Below are 17,288 nucleotides of genomic sequence, written 5' to 3'. Positions count from 1 at the left end.
CTGATTACAAATCTTATCACCCTTTTTTCGATAGCATTATAGCCAATTCGATTGGACAGCATATTCTCTTAAATAACAAAAGTTTTTGCGTGCAGAGGTTTCTATAAGACCCTTCCCAACTCTCCGCACTTTGCTTACCTTGTGCTTACCCAAGCCGTCCGAGACCAATATGCCCAACGTCAGATTAACAAAATCAACTGTCGATCGCCTTTCAGCAACAAACCGGGACACGATATATTGGGACGACGGTCTGCCGGGTTTTGGACTTCGCGTGAAAACGACCGGCGTCAAAAGCTTCTTAGTTCAATATCGCAACAAACAAACCGGTCGGTCGAAACGCAAGACACTTGGACGATATGGGCCGACCTTGTCTTTGGGCGCCGCCCGCGAAATAGCACGCGCGCTTCTTGCTGACGTGGTACGTGGCGCAGATCCTGTCGCCGATGCTCAAAGCCTAAGGCATTCACCAACGGTGAACTCACTTGCCACGCAATACATGACCGAACATGCGGAACCGAAGAAACGTCCCGGTAGCGTTCGGAATGATCGGTCAATGCTGGACAGATACATTCTCCCCAAGCTTGGGGATCTTAAAGTCATTGAAGTGACGCATCAGCATGTTCAGAAGCTTCACAATCAAATGCGTGATACGCCCTATCAAGCCAATCGCACTCTGGCGCTCATGTCGAAAATGTTTGAACTGTCTGTGCGCTGGGGTCAGCGTTCTGACAATCCGGCGCGCGGCATAGAAAAGTTCCCCGAGGAAAAGCGGGACCGCTGGTTGTCAGACGGTGAGCTGCAAAGACTTTTGGTGGCTCTGTCAGAGCATCCAAATCAGGTTGCAGCGAACGCTATTCGCCTGCAGCTCCTGACAGGCGCACGGATCGGCGAAGTGCTGAAGGCAAAATGGGAAGACTTCGATTTGGACCGCGGGGTCTGGACAAAGCCGTCGCACCACACAAAGCAAAAGCGACGAGAGCACCTGCCGCTTTCGTCAGCAACCTGTGATTTGCTTGCGGCAATGAAAGCAGGGGCATCTACTGAAAGTCGTTGGTTGTTTCCGGGACGCTCTCCGGACCAACCGTACAAAGATCTGAAGAAATTTTGGAGCTCGGTCACCACATCAGCAGGTCTTCAAGACTACCGTATCCACGACAATCGGCATACGCATGCGTCGCATCTCGTTTCCAGCGGTCTGAGTCTGCCTATAGTCGGTCGGTTACTTGGACACACGAACCCGTCTACCACGCAACGCTACGCGCACCTCGCAGATGACCCGTTGCGGCAGGCAGCGGATGTGATGGGTAAGAAGATCAGCGGTGGCAGTTCCTGAAACCTGAGAATTTCCTGTGCTGAAGACACGCGAGCGGCAATTAGACTGCAGCTGTCGGCACAGTGTCGATGTTTGGGACGGAAGGCAATGGACGGAGATCTAAGATGCCCAAATCTCTACTTCCCGTTGTCACAACGCGTCGTCCGCCTTGGAACAAAGGCAGACTAGTCGGACAGAAGCGGCCATTGCAGTCAAAGCAAGTCTGGGCCATTCGCGCTCGGCTCGAACTTGCAAACAAGCTGAGAGACCTGGCATTGTTCAATCTTGCCATCGATAGCAAGTTGCGCGGGTGCGATCTCGTCCGCCTGAGGGTTAACGATCTCGCCGTCGGCAATTCTGTTCGCGATCGGGTATCCGTTGTTCAAAGCAAAACTGCAAAACCGATGCAATTTGAAGTGACGGAGAATACACGTGAAGTCGTGTCGCAATGGGTCTCTTCTCAATACATGCATGGACAACGGTATCTGTTTCCAAGTCGTATGCATGCTTTGCCGCATCTTTCGACCCGGCAATACGCTAGGCTTGTCCGGGAATGGGTGTCAGCGATTGGTCTCGATCCGTCCAGCTACGGCACGCATTCACTTAGGCGCACCACGGCGGCTTTGATATACAGAAAGACCGGAAACCTACGTGTCGTTCAACTTCTGCTCGGTCACAGCAAAGTGGTCAGTACGGTGCGTTACCTTGGCGTCGAGCTTGAAGACGCGCTTAGTATTGCCGAACGTATCGATCTTTAATGCTTTGGCGGGCGGGACCGTCCGCTCGCCGCTCCCGAGCAGACTTTCGGAATCCCCCGTTGGTCTTCCGCTTCGAGCCCTTCTCAGACCTTGATCGCTTGCGCAGCATTCGAGACAGTGAACAGGAACTCGCGGCCGCATTCGGCGACGAAGCAAAAGGATGTTTAAGGTTGTCAGACCACTTCGCACAATGGAGATTCAAATGCGTCGATCGATCCTGATGCTGTCAATGGCTATGGGGATGTTGGGGGGTCCAGCATCATCCCAGCCGCTCTTTGAGGATTCTAAGGCTTTCAATCCTTCCAGCGAAACGGCATTGGCGATTACCGGGCCAGTAATCATGTCTACCAAGCGGATGGTCTTCGAGACCGGCAGGTTTCTTGATCTCGAAGTTTATGACCCCAAGAGTTCAGGCAATTGGGGTGCGTCTGGCGACGTGCCTGTTGCTCAGGTGTTTCGTGTATCAGGCGATGCAGGCCCACTAAGGCAGGGAAACACGCTTTGTGGCGACCAACCAGTCACGTATATGGCAGCCTGGAGTGAGGACAGCTCCGGATCCACCTACCTTGGCGTAGCGATGTTTACTGGCATGGAACCGCCTGCAGGCATTGCCGGTCAAGCGTTGTGCGCGACGTATTTCTTCTCGATGGATGTTACGGAGTAGTCCGGCAGTTGTCCTGAACTCATCGACAGAGAGGACCATTCAAAGTCCAGGGCAAGCATGTGGTTCAGCGGTAGCGAATGCTGAAGAACGAGAAGCTGTTGGTTTGGGTGATTACGGGCGCTCCCGTTTCCGCCATTAGGCTTGCCATTGCTGCACTTCCCGTCGGACAGGCCACAAGATCGGCCGCATCGTCGAGGAAATCGACAGTAAACGCCGTTTCGCCGACAAGCTGGCACTCGTCCGCAACACTTCGGTAACCGCGAACGAAGTTCAGTTCCGGGTCGGGTTCGCTGATCGCGACCTCTGGAGCGGTTTCCACGCATCCCGTCACAGTCAGCGCCAAAGCGCAGGCACATATGGCACGCATGATCTTTTCGAGGCGCCTTTCCATATATTCTACTCCCACTCTGCACCCGTGCTGCGCCAGACCATTTCATCTGAATCCCAAACACTGGCCACGACGCAGGGCGTTGGGTTGATCCCACCACATTGCGAGCCATGCAAATCCGACAAAAGCACGCGGAATGGGCCAATGTTCGCCATGTCCCATCCCTGATTGAGAAGCGAAAACATACGATCGCCGATCAGAAAGTGAGACATGCAACCGCCTGTCCCGCAATAGAGCGACACAGCGGTGGAACAGGCAAAACCCGCCTCGTCCAGAACCCAGTCCCGCTCGATGTCTCCATCGAGATCGACGCGGTGGATGGCTCCCAATTCAAGGGCGAACTGCCCGTTCTCCATATCCGAACATGCCTGCTGCGCGGCCTCTACTCTTTCAAGAAGCTGTTTGGGCAGCCCGGACAAATCCTGTGCGTGCGCCGCGGGCGTATAGAAGGCCACGGAAAGAGCACAGAGAGCAACCGCCAAAACCCCAGCGCCGGCGCGATTGCCATTTCCAAGCAGTTGGCTACCCATGTTCGTGTCTCCAGCCCTTCCGTGTGCCTCAGTTGCACTGATCGTAGGTGTAATCGCCAAACTCGATCCAGTTCCGGCCCGCATCGCTGAAGACGAGGAACTCTGACCGATCTTCACCCAGGAGCGCCACTTGGAAGCCTGCTGGTGGTTCGGAGTTTCCGAAGAAGCTATATGAAGTCATCGCCCGAACTGTCTCACCATTGACGGTCACGATGGCATCCCACTGCTCGCCGGGTTGACCCACGATGGCGTATTCGATGACCCTCTGCACGGCACCGCCACCGCAATACACAATGCCTTCTGGCGCCTCCATGCTCTGTGATGTCGACCTGTTAGAGCCGCAGGCCGCGCGTAGGGATCTGACTGCCGCGGAAGATCCTTTGAACGTGAAGATACCATAAGAGACATCCTGGTCAGCCATCGAAAGGTTCAGAACGGCGTTCTGCGCGATCTGATCCAAAACAAAATCATAGTCGCCCTGATCGAAAAAACGGACCTCAACAGGATAGTTGTCGACGAGCGATATATCCGCATTCACCGATCCGGCCTGAAACGCACCTACCTCGGTCGAACCATCCTTCATGAACCGAAAGGACAGGCCCTGCTTGGAAACGATGTCTTGCGAGTCCTCAAAACCTGCTGGCGCAAAACGGACCCGATCGCATTGCAACTCCAGCGTCATGTTGCCCGTCTGAATGAAGGCGTTGGCATTGGGCGGTCCACTGAAGTTCCAGTCAGCCATGGCCGGTGACGACATCATGATTGTGAAGACCGTGCCGGCAACAAGATGTCTCTTCATAGATAACCCCCTAGTCAGTTTGGCCGTGGTTCGTCATTTCGCCGCGAAAGCGCTAATGATCTACGTCATAAGTTCAAGCTGCGGGTGGACCATATTCATTTGTACCTTCCTGTGATGGTCGGCTGAGCCACCAGATCATCAGCACCGAGAGTATCAGTTGAAGGACTCCCACAATCATCACGCCGGTGACGCCAAGTAGTGCCGCTGGGCCTCTCAACGCTTCAGGGTCGTCGGTCCCTTGCTCGAGGACTGAAAATACAGCGATGCCACTGAACAGCATGAACATGGTTGCGATGCTTAGTGCTGCAGGCAAAAGCAAGTACCAGCCTGGTCTTCCGGTGTCATGCAGTCGACGCCATCCAGCGGCAAGCATGGGTATGACAACGGCAAGTTGGTATATCGGGGTGAGGACTTGGCTGCTCTCTCCAGTTTCGGGGTCCGTGCCAAACAGGGAGGCGTCGATAACTGCCAAGACAACGCTGACGACAACCACGAACAAAACGAACCACCAGTACTCGGGCCGCGCCGCGCGCCCGGAAAAAACGAAGTATTTTGCAAGGCATGTCTTTATTGCATCGACGAAACCCATGTCTGCGTTCTCCCTGAATACTTCTACAGGTACTTTCAGACACGAGGGGACAACTTGCAAGCTTTGGTCAACCTATTCAGATGCTGTAACTGCAACAGGCTGCTCCGTCCCGCTCACCTGACCTTGGTGCTAGGTGCCGCGAATGGCTCGAACGAGCCCGAAGCGGTCATCGGTTCTTCCCGCAGCAATCGTAAAAAGTCCAGGGTCACAGGCTGCAACTCTCGAAGAACGGCTTGGTGTCCTAAGGGCAAAAAACGAGCGCGATCCATCGCTAACTCAGGACCGTTCGAACCCGTCTCATAGACACTTTGATATGCATCAATGCTTTTGCACATTGTTACCATATGTATCAGGATCTGAGGCCAAGGCAGGTTGAGGTGTCAACATGACGAAACGACCATTATCTTATGCTCTGGTAACCGGAACTATTGTTTCAGCTTTTGCCATGGTTTGGATGGCATCAGCAGGGTCGTCTCAGGATGCAGCTACTCCGCCTTGGGCCTATCTTCCTGATACTATCTCTCCCGAATGGGGGACATTCATCTCAGAGAAAGGCAAAGGTCGTGAAGCTCAATTCCCGGCCCCGGATGATATTGAAGCTTGGGAGAAAGTACAGGCAGCTAATGACGAGGCAAAGGAACCTGCAGCCGAAGAAAAGGCAAGGAAATTTGGCGCAACCTATAGAGAGTCGGAGATCGCCGGAGTTCCGGTGATTGAAGTTTTGCCTCGTAAACTTGCTCGCAAAGATAAGATTGTGGTCTACACGCACGGCGGCGCATATACATTGAACTCGGTCAAAGCTGTTATCGAAAGTCCGATGTTGATAGCATCAGATACCGGGCTGCGGGTTATTGCAATTGACTATACCTTGGCGCCACATTCCAAATGGCAGCAAACAACTGACGATGTGGTTTCCGTATTCAAGGCTTTAGCCGAGCAAGGATTCACCGGCAGTGAAATCTTGCTTTACGGTGATTCTGCTGGCGGTGGGCTTGCGGCTGGTGCCACGCTAAAGATGCGCGATCTGGGAATGGAAATGCCAGCGGCACTTGTTCTGTGGTCGCCGTGGGCCGACATTTCTGAGACGGGCGACACCTATGTCTCACTTAGAGATGCAGAGGTCTTTTTTACCTACAAGGGTGCGCTTGGACCTTCTGCCCTGGCCTATGCAGATGCGAAAGACCATAAGAACCCCTATGTCTCACCAGTATATGGCGACTTCTCGAAGGGATTTCCTCCAACCTTGATTCAGGGGGGAACAAAGGAGATTTTCCTCAGCAATTTCATCCGGCTCTACCAAGCTATCGATCAAGCCGGCCAGGTCGCAAAATTGGATATCTACGAAGGTATGCCTCACGTTTTCCCAATTCTACTTACAGAGACCAAGGAGGCAAAGGCGGCTATCGCGAAATTTCATGATTGGGTAAACGTGTATCTGCTCGGCGGATAGGATCAAAATGTGGTACGGGTTGGTAATTGCCTGAAGTGGATACCTCGTTGTTAAATCGAAATAGAAGCTTGGCAGGTTTGAGAGAATTGCGGGTGTGAGCAACAGAATGATCTTTCTGTTAGTGGAAATTAACTTAGGTGCTGATGAAAAAGCGTGACCATGCCAATTAGCTCAACAGAAAAGCCCATCCGGCGAAGAATAAGGACCCCTGCGACGATGCGCTGGCTGCTTAGCCTGATGGCGGCCATTTTATTGGCCTCCTGTTCGCCACCGCCGGAACTTATTGGAGTGGACAACCCAAAAGTGCCGGTTTCTTCCGTTCATGATGCCGTGAAACACAAAGTATTTCTGATGACGACCCGGCAGCAAACTGAAACTGTCGGTGCTTTGTATTCTGACCAACGCGCACCAGAACTTGGTTTGGCTTCGGTCGTGGTTTCAATCCCTCCAACGCACGTTGTTGGAGAACTGGAACGCCCGAGCAGGTTGCCGCCTAATCCAAGAACCGAATTTGCGGTCGTCGAACCGACGATCTACGCAACGGACGAAGCCTTCATTGCGTCAGTCAACCGCGAACTACACGAAATCCCACGGGGGCAAAGGGATATTCTGTTTTTCGTGCATGGATATAACAATACGACCAGCGATGCGGTCTTAAGGCTTGCACAGTTCGTTGAGGACAGCGGATTTCAGGGTGTTCCCGTGTTATTCGACTGGGCATCGGCCGCAAGCCTCACACGCTACGTCTATGATTTGAACAGTGCCCTGATCGCACGGCCAAGGTTTCCCGAGATCAGCGCGATTATGGCCCGCACCAATGCGGAAGGATACGACATCTTCGCACATTCCATGGGTGCATTTCTAACCATGGAGGCGATGAAAGACGCTGTGCAGTCGGGCCGGTTCAATGCCTCAGGCAGGCTTCAAACCATCATTCTGGCTTCGCCAGACATAGATATGGACTTGTTCCGCAGTCAACTTGAGCAGGTGGATGCAAAATTCGACCGATTCTTTGTCCTGCTCTCAGGAGATGACAGTGCTTTGAACATTTCTCGAAGGATCGCCGGAGGGGTTCCGCGCGTTGGCGCGTCCGATATAAACGAACTCGCCGAACTTGGTGTAATCGCGATAGACCTGACAAAAGTGGACAATTCAAGCTCTGGAAGCCACTCCAAATTCGCCGGTTCCCCAGAGATCGTTGAGCTGATTGGCAGGGGCCTGAATGACAACAGCCGGTTCGACCGAAGTCAAAGGGCGACGCGCCTCGACGAAGTCATCGGCAGCATCCCCATTTCCATAGCCTTTGAATAAACTGATTTCAGCCAACAAGAACATGAGCCGTGAACGGTCGTTAATGTTGGCTATAAGAATGTCAGCTTGGTCCGCAACTCGGTCATAGCCGCATTTTTGGCCGCCGTCCGCACCTGTGCGAAGCAGTCGTTCATGATCGGGGTTTCGAAAATTTTGCGCTGAACGTCGGCAATACGCTTATAACCAGTCACCTGAGCAAAAGACTAAAATTACCGGGTCGAGCCCATAGGAGAAGTGTCCAAATCCTGCTGCGTGCGCACGCAGCGCGGATTATTCTGCGGTTGCTGAGCTTTGGTTGTCGCAACGCGGCAAGAAAACCGGCCATTCGATCAGAGCGCGACGAAATTTGTTACTCGAACCAATAGATCGCGGACGAAACTGCCATTCGTCCTTGTGCTCACATCACCCGAATTTGGACCGAACTTCAGTTATGGCCCTGTGATTGGAGGAGGCTTCCGGCGTTGTCCTGACATAGCGTTTCCGACAATCGCGGCAAGCAGGATTGCGCAGGAGGACAAAGCCCACGATCGCCGACATCGCGGCCGAAATCAGTTGCAGCCAGAAATCCGGAGTCTTGCTTCTACCTATCAGTGTAACGGCTTGAACGAAGCTGCTGAAGAGCAGCTTCCACCCGAGAAATACCGCAAGCGCGACGTTGGTCGTCAGAGGGTAAATGAGAGCGAGAACGCAGGCGAGAACGAGCAAAATGCCCTGTAGTAAGAACAGCCTCGAACTGCGGCTGCATCAAGTGTCATCGGTACAGCCATATATCCGGCTCCCTCCGTTTTGGGCGCGGCATCCCTGTCTCGTTTTGCGAATCAGAAGTGGGCACGCACGCGCAACCCGAGAACCACCATGTTTTCGGTCGTGGGGTCGTTCGCAGGGTTGGTAACAAGCTGCACACTTGGTGTGATCTGGAAGAAATCCGTCACGTCCCACCGGTAGAATGCCTCCATTGTGAACTGGTTTCGTGAGTTACCAGGTGCCCGTCCCCAGTTCACCCCGACTCCAGCAAGATCCTTGCCGTCGCGGGCGTCGTACCCGGTTCCAACGCTGATCGATCGGTCGAGAAGCGTTCCGCCATCTTTGGCATAGCCTGCACGGAAGAACGGCCTCCACGCGTCCTGGCGACCGCTCGCCAGAAAAGAAACGCCGTAACCGCCGGGCACACCAGCCTGCATTCTCTGATCAATCTGCCAGAAAGTCAGCTGAACTGACTGGTCGTATCGATTGTCCCAATCAGGCGCCCAACCTATGCCGAAGTGTTTGAAGGTCTCGCCGGTGTCGAAAAGAGTTCTGGCGCTACCGACCGGGTCTGCCGGGTCTGCGTTGGCATCTGCAAAGCCAGCGAGGATCGCCCAACTGTCGCTTAGTCTCCACTGCAGCGCGGCTCCCAATCCCTGAGAGGGCGCTGGAACAGTTGGTAGTTGCTCAAAGGCGAGGTTTGTGAAGGCAGTCCATGGGTTGGCGAGGTTGTTGATGTCAATGTAGTCGGTGACATCAACCTGACCGATGACGAAGCTGCCCCGACCATCGGCAAACACTTGACGCCAGTAGAGGTTGGTCAACAACCACCCCGCATCGCTAAAGGTCGACGAAAAAAGCCCCGCATATCCTAGGGATGGCCCGAGCGCCTGGGGCGAGAGATGGCTTCCGAAGGCGCTCCGATTCTCGATCTTGAAGACCAAAGCGCCAGCGTAGGGAGTGCCGCGTCCGGACGCTGTCCAAGTGCCGAATAACCGAAACACGTTGCTTGCCGCGTTAGAAGGCGAGAGGTCCGAGTTAGTGCCGAGATACTGAACCATCTCGTCGATACCGAATGTCAGGCCCACCCGATCCTCGAGCCCATTCTTCCAGTCCCGGTACTCCCAAAACCCCCGTCCGTCCTGGCGCACGGACGTGGCCGTCAACGTTCCGGGAACGCTTCTCGGAGAAGAGAACGCCTCGCCGGTGAGACCTTCAGAGCGAACTTGCACTGGAGACAAAGTGGCCAGAAGCACGCAGATGATCGCCAGCGCATAACGCTCCCATAGGCACCAAAGGCAGTGGGGCGGGGCGACACAGATGCAAGGAGGCTCAAATGCTCCTTGCTTGCTCTGTTCCTTTGGCGCCCGTGACATTGTTCATCAACTCCAACTGCCAGTTCTTGACGTGTGAACCGCCTCGCAGGCCACCTATTGCGCCCTCGCGTAGCTTGTCCCGACGACAGATGTTTGCTGCACTCGATCCTGTCCTGGCGGTTGAGCGAAGGTCACGGCGAATAATGTTCCCCCGATCGCCAGCACACAGACGGCTCCTGCGAGCCGTGCAACGGCTTCAAATCGCAGACGTCCTTGCGGGGTGCTCCCAACACGCGCCTCGGCCCAGTTGCGACCAAGGATCGCCGCAATGCCAACGACTGACATGGCGAGCGCCATACCTGTCGAAATTGCGATCACCATCATGACCGCTGGGATCACCAGATCGTTCGCGAGACCGAAAAGCATGACGATGAGCGCACCGGTGCACGGCACTATGCCCACCGCAGCCGCGACCCAGCCGCCGCCTTGCGGTTTGGCCTGGGCAGCGGCGCAGGCCGTGCATCCGGCGTGCGCGTGGGCGTCATCGTGATCGTCGTGAGCGTGGCCGCCCGCCTCGTTTGCCCGCATGTTCGCGAGGGCATGCCAGAGCATCACCGCACCGATTGCCATGATCAGCGTGTAACTCCCGAGCCGGATCAACCTGTAGTCCGATGGGGCCGCTCCTGTTGCCTGTCGCACGGCGAAATCGAGCAGGAAGACGACAACTACCGCAGAGAGCACGTGCATGATGGCGATCCGGGCCCCCATGACGAAGCCGCGCCTCAGGCCGCCGCCGGTTCCGATAAAGTAGGAGACGACGACGGCCTTTCCGTGTCCCGGTCCAAGCGTGTGAAGCGCGCCGTAGGCGAACGCAATCAGCAACGCGAGGCCGACTGCGCCAGCGGACCGGCCCTGCTCGATGTCCGTCATCGCCATGGTGAAGATGTCGGTGATTCTGGCCTGCGCGCGCGTCAACCAAGAAAGATCCTCAACTGCCAAGTTCGCGGCAACGATCTCGCCGGGTGTCCCACCGATTGTTGCATGCTCCATGGTGTACGACGTGGGAATGCTGCGCGAACCGTCGACGAGGAACAGGGTGTGACTTGCCGGCCAATGTGTCAGTCGCCCCGCAAGCCGCACCGGCGTGAACATGCTGACGGCTTCAAAACCGTCAGGATAATTGACATGGATGATCTGGTTGGGAGGAGGCGCTGGGGTGTGTATGCAGGCGCCTACCCAAGGCACGAGAAGAAACTCGATGACGCGCCCGTTCTCCCTGCGCAATGGAAGGACATAGCCATCGATCGAGACCCTTGTGTCCAGCCGGTCCGACGCGACCTCGAACGCCGCTTCGTCCCAGTCTTCGAACGCGAAGCCGTCAGACGCCAGCGGATCGAACTGATCGCCCTGCGGCGGATACGCATTAGGTTCGCTCGAGGATGATTGACCCGGGTGCGCGTTGTCTGCCGTCTCCACGATCTTCTGGCTCTCGAGGCCCGGAGCCAGATCGTGCCATGTGATGACCGTGGCCGACGGAGCTTGCGCCTCGGTCGGACCAGCCGCAGCCAGCAAAAAGATCACGGTTACGAAGAAAATGCTGATCAAGAGCGATTTTGGAACGCGCGCGTCCTTTCCCGCGCGGCTGTGCGATGCGCCCGGCGCGCCATTGCCGAGACTGCAGGTCTTGATCGGTCCAGGGTGCCAGATCACCGGACCGCAACCTTAATCACTTGTCGATTGCTGGGGCTTCAAGGCTGGGCCGCGGTAGGAGGCTCTCTCGACTTGCAGCGTGTCAGGGGACGTGGATCGGGGCGTGTTCACCGCCAGCGTGACTTCGGTCGCATCGAGGGTCCACATGCTCGCCATCAGCACCTCGCCGTCGAGGACGAAGACAGTTTCGTTGCTTTCCTGCGGCGCAAGCAATCCTGTCGCCGTCACCGGCGTGTAGAGCGACCGGGCGGGAGACCCAGCTTCTACCGTCACGCGGATCAGCTGGTTGGGTGGCGGCGGGGGCGTATGGCTACACATGCCCACCTCCGGCACAAGGTATCCGACGGTGAGACCGTCTTCGTCGATGCCCGCGGGAATAAGGAAGCCGGTAATGGTGACCGCGGTCCGATGGAGCTTGGGATTGGTTGCAAGGAGTGCATGCTTCCGCGCTTCGGCCACGACCCATCTCTGGGCCAGCAACTCTTCGATGTCATGGCCGGCAAGCGTCAGCGTGCCGCGCGCCGCCTCGAGCCGCGCCTCAAGCCGTGGTCGCGCGTCTTCCGGAACCTCCCCGCTCGCAAGCCGCTGCTCGAGACGGACGAATGTTCGCAACTCCCCGAGCATCTCGAAACCCATATCGCGAAACGGATCGTAAAAGTTCTGCGCGGCGGGGTCTGGCAAGTCGGGGAAACCGATCCGGGTCGGCTCCGCCAGCGCACTTGCGACGGCAAGCATTACCGCGACGAGCCCGACAGCCATGCGAGCCCATAACTTGGCTGCCCAAGTCGGCATAGCTCAATTCCCTCCCTGCGGAGGAATGCCAGGCGCTACGTCCGGCATGCCGGTCGAGAACTCCCGGTTCCACGCTTCTTCCGACACGGGCTCGAACCTCGGCCTATCTTCGGGCTCGAAGCGGATCGGCTGGCCGGCAAACACTTCCAGCAGTTCGTCGTCACGCACAGTAACCTGGCCATTGACAATAACGGCCTTGAACCCGGTCGAAGGAATCGAGCCCTGATCATAGGTGGCGTTGTCGGTAACGGTTTCGGGGTCAAACACCACGATATCGGCGATCATGTCTTCCTGGATCCGGCCACGTTCCTGCATCGCCTTCAGGCCTGTACGGCCCAAATGATGCGCCGCGTTGTAGCTCAGGATCGACAAAAGCTGCATCATCGGAATGTCGTTCTCGCGCCCGAGGCGGAGCGTGGCAGCGCGCGCACCCGCGCCCCGCGGGTGCATGTTGCCCAATTCCTCGAAGGGAGTATTCCAAGGTGCCATCAGAGGCTCGGCGAACATTGCGTCACTGGCCATTGTTGTCCCCCTGAGAGTCAACCATTTGACTGAGTCCTCTGGCGGAGTCTTGAACAACAGAATTTCTTGGGTCGGATTATCCTTCAGGACCTGATCGTATTTTTCCTGCGTATAGAAATCACCTGTAATCGGATCCTGCATCGTGTCTTCGTAGCGATGCCCCTGTCTTTCAACCCAGTTTTCGGGTTTGAGGAAGACTGCGTTCACCGTGGTCGATCCGGCGGAATAGGGGTAGATCTCTCCCCAGATATTATGTCCGTTCTCCTGAAGCCGCGCGATGAGTTCATGCGTGAGTCGCCAGCCGGGATTGTTGAAGTGCTGCAGTATTGCGGGCGCGTTCAGAGCCAATGCATTGGCAATGACTTCTTGCGCACCGACGTTTTCCAACACGTCGCCATCGGGTGTGAAACGCGTATGAACGGCAGTCTGGCGACCATATCGCGCGCCAATCTTCTGCACCTCGAACAACTCACGCGTGGTGACACCATCGCGCATGTATCCCAATGTCGATCCGATACCGAGCGCGCCAGCCTGAAGGCCTTCGTCGATGATCTGCAGAATCTTGTTACCAGTGTCGTAATCCGCCTTGTCCAAACTCCAACCCGATCCCTTGCGGGAGGTAAGCGCCGCCGCCGGCCCCAGCAGAAGGGTTTCCTCGTCGTCGAAACCGTCGAGCACGATGGCGCGGGCTTGTTCGTGGCTGGAGGCGCACCCGAAATTCGCCTGGTTCTTGCCTTCGCGTTCCTCATACCACCGCGCGATGAATGTTCCTGCGCAGCCCTCCTCGAGGTCCATGCTCGAAGTCAGTCCGTCACGCAGGCCAAGCGCATAGCCCATCGGTTGTTGCCAGTGGAAATGGGTGTCAATGAATCCAGGCGCCACGATGTGACCTGTTGCATCGATTTCCTCGGCACCGCTCAGCGCCTCCTTGGAGATCGCCACGATACGGCCGTCCGAAATGCCGACATTTGCGATGCTGTCGTATAGCGTCTCCGGATCCATGACCCGGCCGTTCGAGATGACGAGATCGTAATCCTGCGCCTGAGCGATGCCGACACAGAAGAACGCAGATGCGAGCGTGGTTATCGCGAGGGTCGAGAGCGGCTTCATGAGCAAGGTGCTCCTTTCAAATTTTGTTGGAGGCCCGGTGTTTACTGTGTCTGCGTCCTGCGGATCGGCTGGCCATGCGGCGCGTCGAGGACAAGCGCGCCATCCTGGACAACGAATCCGCCGTTTACCAGCACGGTCTGCACGCCCACGGCAGGCTGGTTCGCGTTCTCGTAGTTGGCCCTGTCAGAGACCGTCTCAGGGTCGAACACCACGATGTCGGCATCCATGCCCACCTGCAGACGTCCCTTGCGGCGCATCTGCGGCACGAAGTCTTCCAGCGTCTGCGCTGGCATCAGCGACATCTTGCGGATCGCCTCGCTCATCGAAAGCACACCACGCTCGCGTACATAGCTGCGCAGGACCTTCGAAAAGGTTCCGGCAGATCGCGGATGGGCGAACACGTTGTCAGGAAGTGGCCATTCATCGCCGGTGTAAGTCTGAATGTTCCCCTTGTCGTCGAAGTACGACCAGAAAGTTGCGTCCGAGGCGATCAGCGTCGCAGGATGAGTCACCGACAGGTCGAGCTTAGCCAAATCTTCTGCCTTGCTCTCATCGAGGAAGTGCCAGGTGATGAAAGTGCCCGGCTTGTTCTCCTGATAGTCGTCGAGTTGGTCTTCGGTCATGCGATCCTGGCCGAGCTGAAAATTCTCGGCTGTCGATTGCATCCGGTCCCGCCAGTCGGGCCCAGTAAACATGGCCGCGCCGACGACGGTGCTCGCCGCGCCGTAGGGATAGGCTTCCACGGTGATGTTGATACCCTTGTCCATCGCCTCTTCGACAAGGGCGAGTGTGGCCTCGATATCAGCCATCGACGTGCTGTTGATATGGCAGATGTGCATGTGCGCGCCGGTGATGGCGGCGTTCGAGATCAATTCCTTGAGCGCCTCGAATGAACTCTGCGGCTCGATGTTGCTGGCGTAACGAACATGGGTGAAGGTCGCCACGCCGTATTCGTTGGCCAGTTCGGCCAGCGCAAAATACTCCTTTTGCCCGTATCCCGGCGCGTAGCCCGCGTTTACCCCAATACCAAGGCCCCCCTCCTTGAGTCCCTGTTCGACCAGCGACAGAATCCGCTCGGACTGATCTTGGTCGGCGATGTCCATCTTCCAGTCGTTTTCGGCCTGGGCCGCTTGGAAGAACTCAACGGTTGCCAGCGGGTCGGTGTTGTCGAAGGTGGCGATCCGGCCATAGGTCCAGCCCGCCGCCGCACCGTAATTGATTGGCAGGTTCTTGGCAGCCTGACTGTCATACCAGTCGGCGATGGGCAAAACGCCAGATTCTAGCTCTAGCGCCGTTGTCACCCCCTGCATCGCCTGCATCCGATAGTCACCAATACTCTGCCCGTGAGCGTGCAGGTCGATGAACCCCGGCGAGACGACGTGCCCCTTAGCATCGATCACCGTGTCACCTTCAAGCGAGAACTCGCTGATCGCCGAGATACGGCCGTCCTCCACGCCAACGTTGCGGATCGCATCGAGGCCCGTCTCCGGGTCGATCACGCGCCCATTTAAGATCACGATATCGTTGGCAAACGCTGTCGTTGCGGTCGCGACCAAAACCGCCAAGGTGCCGATTGCGGACAAAGTTCTTTCTGGTTTCATAGGCGATGTACCTTTACCTTCGACCACCTTCTGGAATCGTGGTCTTTCGCAAAAAGGATACTAAACGCTAATCAAAACAAAACTGTATGCCCTCACGCGACAGGTAGTGTAGAAACTTGTCCTTGAAAGTGCGTTCTGGGAGTATTCGTAGTGAACGGCATGTACATCCTCGTGTAGAACTAACAACGGACGACAGACAAATGGTCTCTGAGCGAATCGCGTTCAACCGCGCTCTGCAGCTTCGCCCCTTCCTTGATCTGTTCGAGAAGCGCGGCGGCAAGGCTGGCCCTGTTCTCAAGGCGGCTGGGCTTGACCAGGTCGATCTCACCGACCCGGCTGCGATGATCACCGGCAATGCACTCTACAAGGCCGTCGAGAAAATGGCCGATGTGCTCAACGACCCGTATTTCTCGGCGCGCGCAGCTGAGACATTCGTCGAGGCGGGCCCCGTCTTTGTCCGGGAGAGCTATGCGATATCCCACACCCTCGCAGAGTTCCTACCGCTGGCTATTCTCGAACTCGACCGGCAGATCAACAACGTTCGATACTCCCTCCAAATCAATGCAAATGTCACCGTGATCCGAGCTGAGAGGACTTTCTTACCGGCAGCACCCGTCGTTCAGGCAGATGCCGCCACTGCGAGCCTGTGGTTGACCCTCCTGCGGTTAGTGACCGAAGACGATTTCAATCCGTCTCGCATAACAGTTACGGCGCAGGAAAACGCAGGTATTCCGCTGGATCTGCTTCCGAAGTCTTCTTTCTTGAAACGAAAGTGCAACAGTGTTCAGATCGGGTTTCCCTCTGAGTGGCTGCAACGGCCACTAGCCCTGAACTGGAAAATCCCGCCCACCTCGCGTGGAGAGTTCCGCGATACTTCCCCGCGCGATGCGATCCTGAAATGGGTCGAAAAGGTCTGCTTCCAAAAGATTGGTGAGCGAACCTTCGGCCTCGAGGAACTCGCGCGTAACCTCGGCGTCCATCCAAAGAGCCTACAGCGCACGATGTCTGAATTGGGCACCTCGTTCCAAGAGATCCGCGACAAGGGGCGTAGAGAGAGGGCCCTAGAAATCATTGACAGCGATAGATCCGCACCGAACGAGGAGATCGCCGAGTTGCTTGGTTTCTCCGGTGCAACAAGTTTTTCCAGAGCGTTCAAAAGGTGGACTGGTGTCACACCGAACGAATATCGGCGAAATCAGTGACTCGTTCCCTGCTCCCTTGAGCCAAAAGAAAACTTGGAAGATGAGGTCCTCGTTGGATCAGTTTGGAGAAGTTGTAGTGCGACGTTAATAAATTAGCCGACGGCATTAATTGGTGGGTTGCCAAAATCGATGCAATCTCTGCAACTGGCAGTTTTGTTGTATATTTCGGAGTTAGCAATGCATGGTCGTGAATGTCCGGTTTGCGCTGCCGGTTCAACCGATGGCCGCAACACGCTCCTCGAACTTCTCCGCGAGTGAGAAGTAATTCAAGGTTATTCTCGGCCGCTCGTTGAGCTCCCGGGCGACGGCGTCGAGGTGTTCTCCGCGACGGGATGCGAGTTCGATCGCGAAGTTCGCCGCATCTGCATCAGGCTGCTAAGTCCTGTGTGGATGGCGTCTGCTTTGCAAGGACAAAATGCTCTGATTGCGCGGCTGGTCAGTACAGTCCTGTGTCCGGCCTTTGATTGCGGCATTTGCTTGAGCCGCTGGC

The 17,288-nt window shown here is 56.2% G+C and carries 16 protein-coding genes; 6 read left to right on the top strand and 10 right to left on the bottom strand.

Annotated elements, in window-relative coordinates:
- The first annotated feature begins 169 nt into the window (after window positions 1–169).
- The 3 genes from AC2FNS_RS05420 (at window position 170) to AC2FNS_RS05410 (ending at window position 2,734) form a co-directional block, all read left to right on the top strand.
- Window positions 170–1,333, top strand: a complete 1,164-nt coding sequence (locus AC2FNS_RS05420) for a tyrosine-type recombinase/integrase (RefSeq protein WP_496794718.1) — start codon at window positions 170–172, stop codon at window positions 1,331–1,333.
- 104 nt (window positions 1,334–1,437) lie between these two features.
- A complete protein-coding gene (locus AC2FNS_RS05415) occupies window positions 1,438–2,070 on the top strand; it encodes a tyrosine-type recombinase/integrase (RefSeq protein ID WP_496797607.1) in 633 nt (210 codons plus the stop codon).
- Window positions 2,071–2,272: 202 nt separating this feature from the next.
- A complete protein-coding gene (locus tag AC2FNS_RS05410) occupies window positions 2,273–2,734 on the top strand; it encodes a hypothetical protein (protein ID WP_496713748.1) in 462 nt (153 codons plus the stop codon).
- Window positions 2,735–2,798: 64 nt separating this feature from the next.
- Here the strand turns inward: AC2FNS_RS05410 and AC2FNS_RS05405 are convergent, their stop codons facing one another.
- The 4 genes from AC2FNS_RS05405 to AC2FNS_RS05390 form a co-directional block, all read right to left on the bottom strand.
- Window positions 2,799–3,125, bottom strand: a complete 327-nt coding sequence (locus tag AC2FNS_RS05405) for a hypothetical protein (protein WP_496713746.1) — start codon at window positions 3,123–3,125, stop codon at window positions 2,799–2,801.
- Between the two features lie 5 nt (window positions 3,126–3,130).
- Complete coding sequence (locus AC2FNS_RS05400; protein WP_496713744.1) at window positions 3,131–3,652, bottom strand: hypothetical protein; 522 nt, start codon at window positions 3,650–3,652, stop codon at window positions 3,131–3,133.
- Between the two features lie 28 nt (window positions 3,653–3,680).
- Window positions 3,681–4,451: a hypothetical protein gene (locus tag AC2FNS_RS05395; RefSeq protein WP_496803794.1), complete on the bottom strand. Its 771-nt coding sequence runs from the start codon at window positions 4,449–4,451 to the stop codon at window positions 3,681–3,683.
- Window positions 4,452–4,524: 73 nt separating this feature from the next.
- Entirely contained in the window at window positions 4,525–5,040 is a 516-nt protein-coding gene (locus AC2FNS_RS05390) for a DUF805 domain-containing protein (protein WP_496713740.1), read from the bottom strand.
- Window positions 5,041–5,425: 385 nt separating this feature from the next.
- On the opposite strand from AC2FNS_RS05390, the gene AC2FNS_RS05385 reads away from it, so the two are divergent.
- Window positions 5,426–6,490 (top strand): alpha/beta hydrolase fold domain-containing protein, encoded by a 1,065-nt coding sequence (locus tag AC2FNS_RS05385; protein ID WP_496803793.1) that lies wholly within the window; start codon window positions 5,426–5,428, stop codon window positions 6,488–6,490.
- A 216-nt stretch (window positions 6,491–6,706) separates the two neighbouring features.
- Window positions 6,707–7,801, top strand: coding sequence for an alpha/beta hydrolase (locus AC2FNS_RS05380; RefSeq protein ID WP_496803792.1), 1,095 nt, complete (start codon window positions 6,707–6,709; stop codon window positions 7,799–7,801).
- Window positions 7,802–8,203: 402 nt separating this feature from the next.
- On the opposite strand, the gene AC2FNS_RS05375 is transcribed toward AC2FNS_RS05380, so the two are convergent.
- The 6 genes from AC2FNS_RS05375 to AC2FNS_RS05350 all read right to left on the bottom strand — a co-directional run bounded on the left by AC2FNS_RS05375 (window position 8,204) and on the right by AC2FNS_RS05350 (window position 15,596).
- The gene (locus AC2FNS_RS05375; protein WP_496803791.1) at window positions 8,204–8,506 is read right to left on the bottom strand and encodes an HdeD family acid-resistance protein; all 303 of its coding nucleotides are present in this window, start codon (window positions 8,504–8,506) and stop codon (window positions 8,204–8,206) included.
- A gap of 113 nt (window positions 8,507–8,619) precedes the next feature.
- Window positions 8,620–9,633 (bottom strand): carbohydrate porin, encoded by a 1,014-nt coding sequence (locus AC2FNS_RS05370; protein WP_496711563.1) that lies wholly within the window; start codon window positions 9,631–9,633, stop codon window positions 8,620–8,622.
- Window positions 9,634–9,975: 342 nt separating this feature from the next.
- A complete protein-coding gene (locus AC2FNS_RS05365; RefSeq protein WP_496711564.1) occupies window positions 9,976–11,571 on the bottom strand; it encodes a HoxN/HupN/NixA family nickel/cobalt transporter in 1,596 nt (531 codons plus the stop codon).
- 12 nt (window positions 11,572–11,583) lie between these two features.
- Window positions 11,584–12,330 (bottom strand): DUF3299 domain-containing protein, encoded by a 747-nt coding sequence (locus AC2FNS_RS05360; RefSeq protein ID WP_496803790.1) that lies wholly within the window; start codon window positions 12,328–12,330, stop codon window positions 11,584–11,586.
- Window positions 12,331–12,366: 36 nt separating this feature from the next.
- The gene (locus tag AC2FNS_RS05355) at window positions 12,367–13,995 is read right to left on the bottom strand and encodes an amidohydrolase family protein (RefSeq protein ID WP_496711565.1); all 1,629 of its coding nucleotides are present in this window, start codon (window positions 13,993–13,995) and stop codon (window positions 12,367–12,369) included.
- A gap of 41 nt (window positions 13,996–14,036) precedes the next feature.
- Window positions 14,037–15,596 carry an amidohydrolase family protein gene (locus AC2FNS_RS05350; RefSeq protein ID WP_224891407.1) on the bottom strand — a complete coding sequence of 520 codons (1,560 nt, stop codon included), beginning with the start codon at window positions 15,594–15,596 and terminating at the stop codon, window positions 14,037–14,039.
- A 200-nt stretch (window positions 15,597–15,796) separates the two neighbouring features.
- On the opposite strand from AC2FNS_RS05350, the gene AC2FNS_RS05345 reads away from it, so the two are divergent.
- Window positions 15,797–16,798 carry an AraC family transcriptional regulator gene (locus AC2FNS_RS05345; protein WP_209599455.1) on the top strand — a complete coding sequence of 334 codons (1,002 nt, stop codon included), beginning with the start codon at window positions 15,797–15,799 and terminating at the stop codon, window positions 16,796–16,798.
- The last annotated feature ends 490 nt before the right edge of the window (window positions 16,799–17,288 follow it).

The organism is Ruegeria sp. BHSA191 (assembly GCF_059613325.1).
The sequence above is the reverse complement of the archived record's forward strand: the minus strand, read 5'-3'. Positions and strand labels throughout refer to the sequence as shown.

What these genes read in the sequence shown, in the direction of transcription:
- AC2FNS_RS05420 (WP_496794718.1), top strand. Translation starts at nt 170, where the DNA reads ATGCCCAACGTCAGATTAACAAAATCAACTGTCGATCGCCTTTCAGCA.
- AC2FNS_RS05415 (WP_496797607.1), top strand. Translation starts at nt 1,438, where the DNA reads ATGCCCAAATCTCTACTTCCCGTTGTCACAACGCGTCGTCCGCCTTGG.
- AC2FNS_RS05410 (WP_496713748.1), top strand. Translation starts at nt 2,273, where the DNA reads ATGCGTCGATCGATCCTGATGCTGTCAATGGCTATGGGGATGTTGGGG.
- AC2FNS_RS05405 (WP_496713746.1), bottom strand. Translation starts at nt 3,125, where the DNA reads ATGGAAAGGCGCCTCGAAAAGATCATGCGTGCCATATGTGCCTGCGCT.
- AC2FNS_RS05400 (WP_496713744.1), bottom strand. Translation starts at nt 3,652, where the DNA reads ATGGGTAGCCAACTGCTTGGAAATGGCAATCGCGCCGGCGCTGGGGTT.
- AC2FNS_RS05395 (WP_496803794.1), bottom strand. Translation starts at nt 4,451, where the DNA reads ATGAAGAGACATCTTGTTGCCGGCACGGTCTTCACAATCATGATGTCG.
- AC2FNS_RS05390 (WP_496713740.1), bottom strand. Translation starts at nt 5,040, where the DNA reads ATGGGTTTCGTCGATGCAATAAAGACATGCCTTGCAAAATACTTCGTT.
- AC2FNS_RS05385 (WP_496803793.1), top strand. Translation starts at nt 5,426, where the DNA reads ATGACGAAACGACCATTATCTTATGCTCTGGTAACCGGAACTATTGTT.
- AC2FNS_RS05380 (WP_496803792.1), top strand. Translation starts at nt 6,707, where the DNA reads ATGCGCTGGCTGCTTAGCCTGATGGCGGCCATTTTATTGGCCTCCTGT.
- AC2FNS_RS05360 (WP_496803790.1), bottom strand. Translation starts at nt 12,330, where the DNA reads ATGGCTGTCGGGCTCGTCGCGGTAATGCTTGCCGTCGCAAGTGCGCTG.
- AC2FNS_RS05355 (WP_496711565.1), bottom strand. Translation starts at nt 13,995, where the DNA reads ATGAAGCCGCTCTCGACCCTCGCGATAACCACGCTCGCATCTGCGTTC.
- AC2FNS_RS05350 (WP_224891407.1), bottom strand. Translation starts at nt 15,596, where the DNA reads ATGAAACCAGAAAGAACTTTGTCCGCAATCGGCACCTTGGCGGTTTTG.
- AC2FNS_RS05345 (WP_209599455.1), top strand. Translation starts at nt 15,797, where the DNA reads ATGGTCTCTGAGCGAATCGCGTTCAACCGCGCTCTGCAGCTTCGCCCC.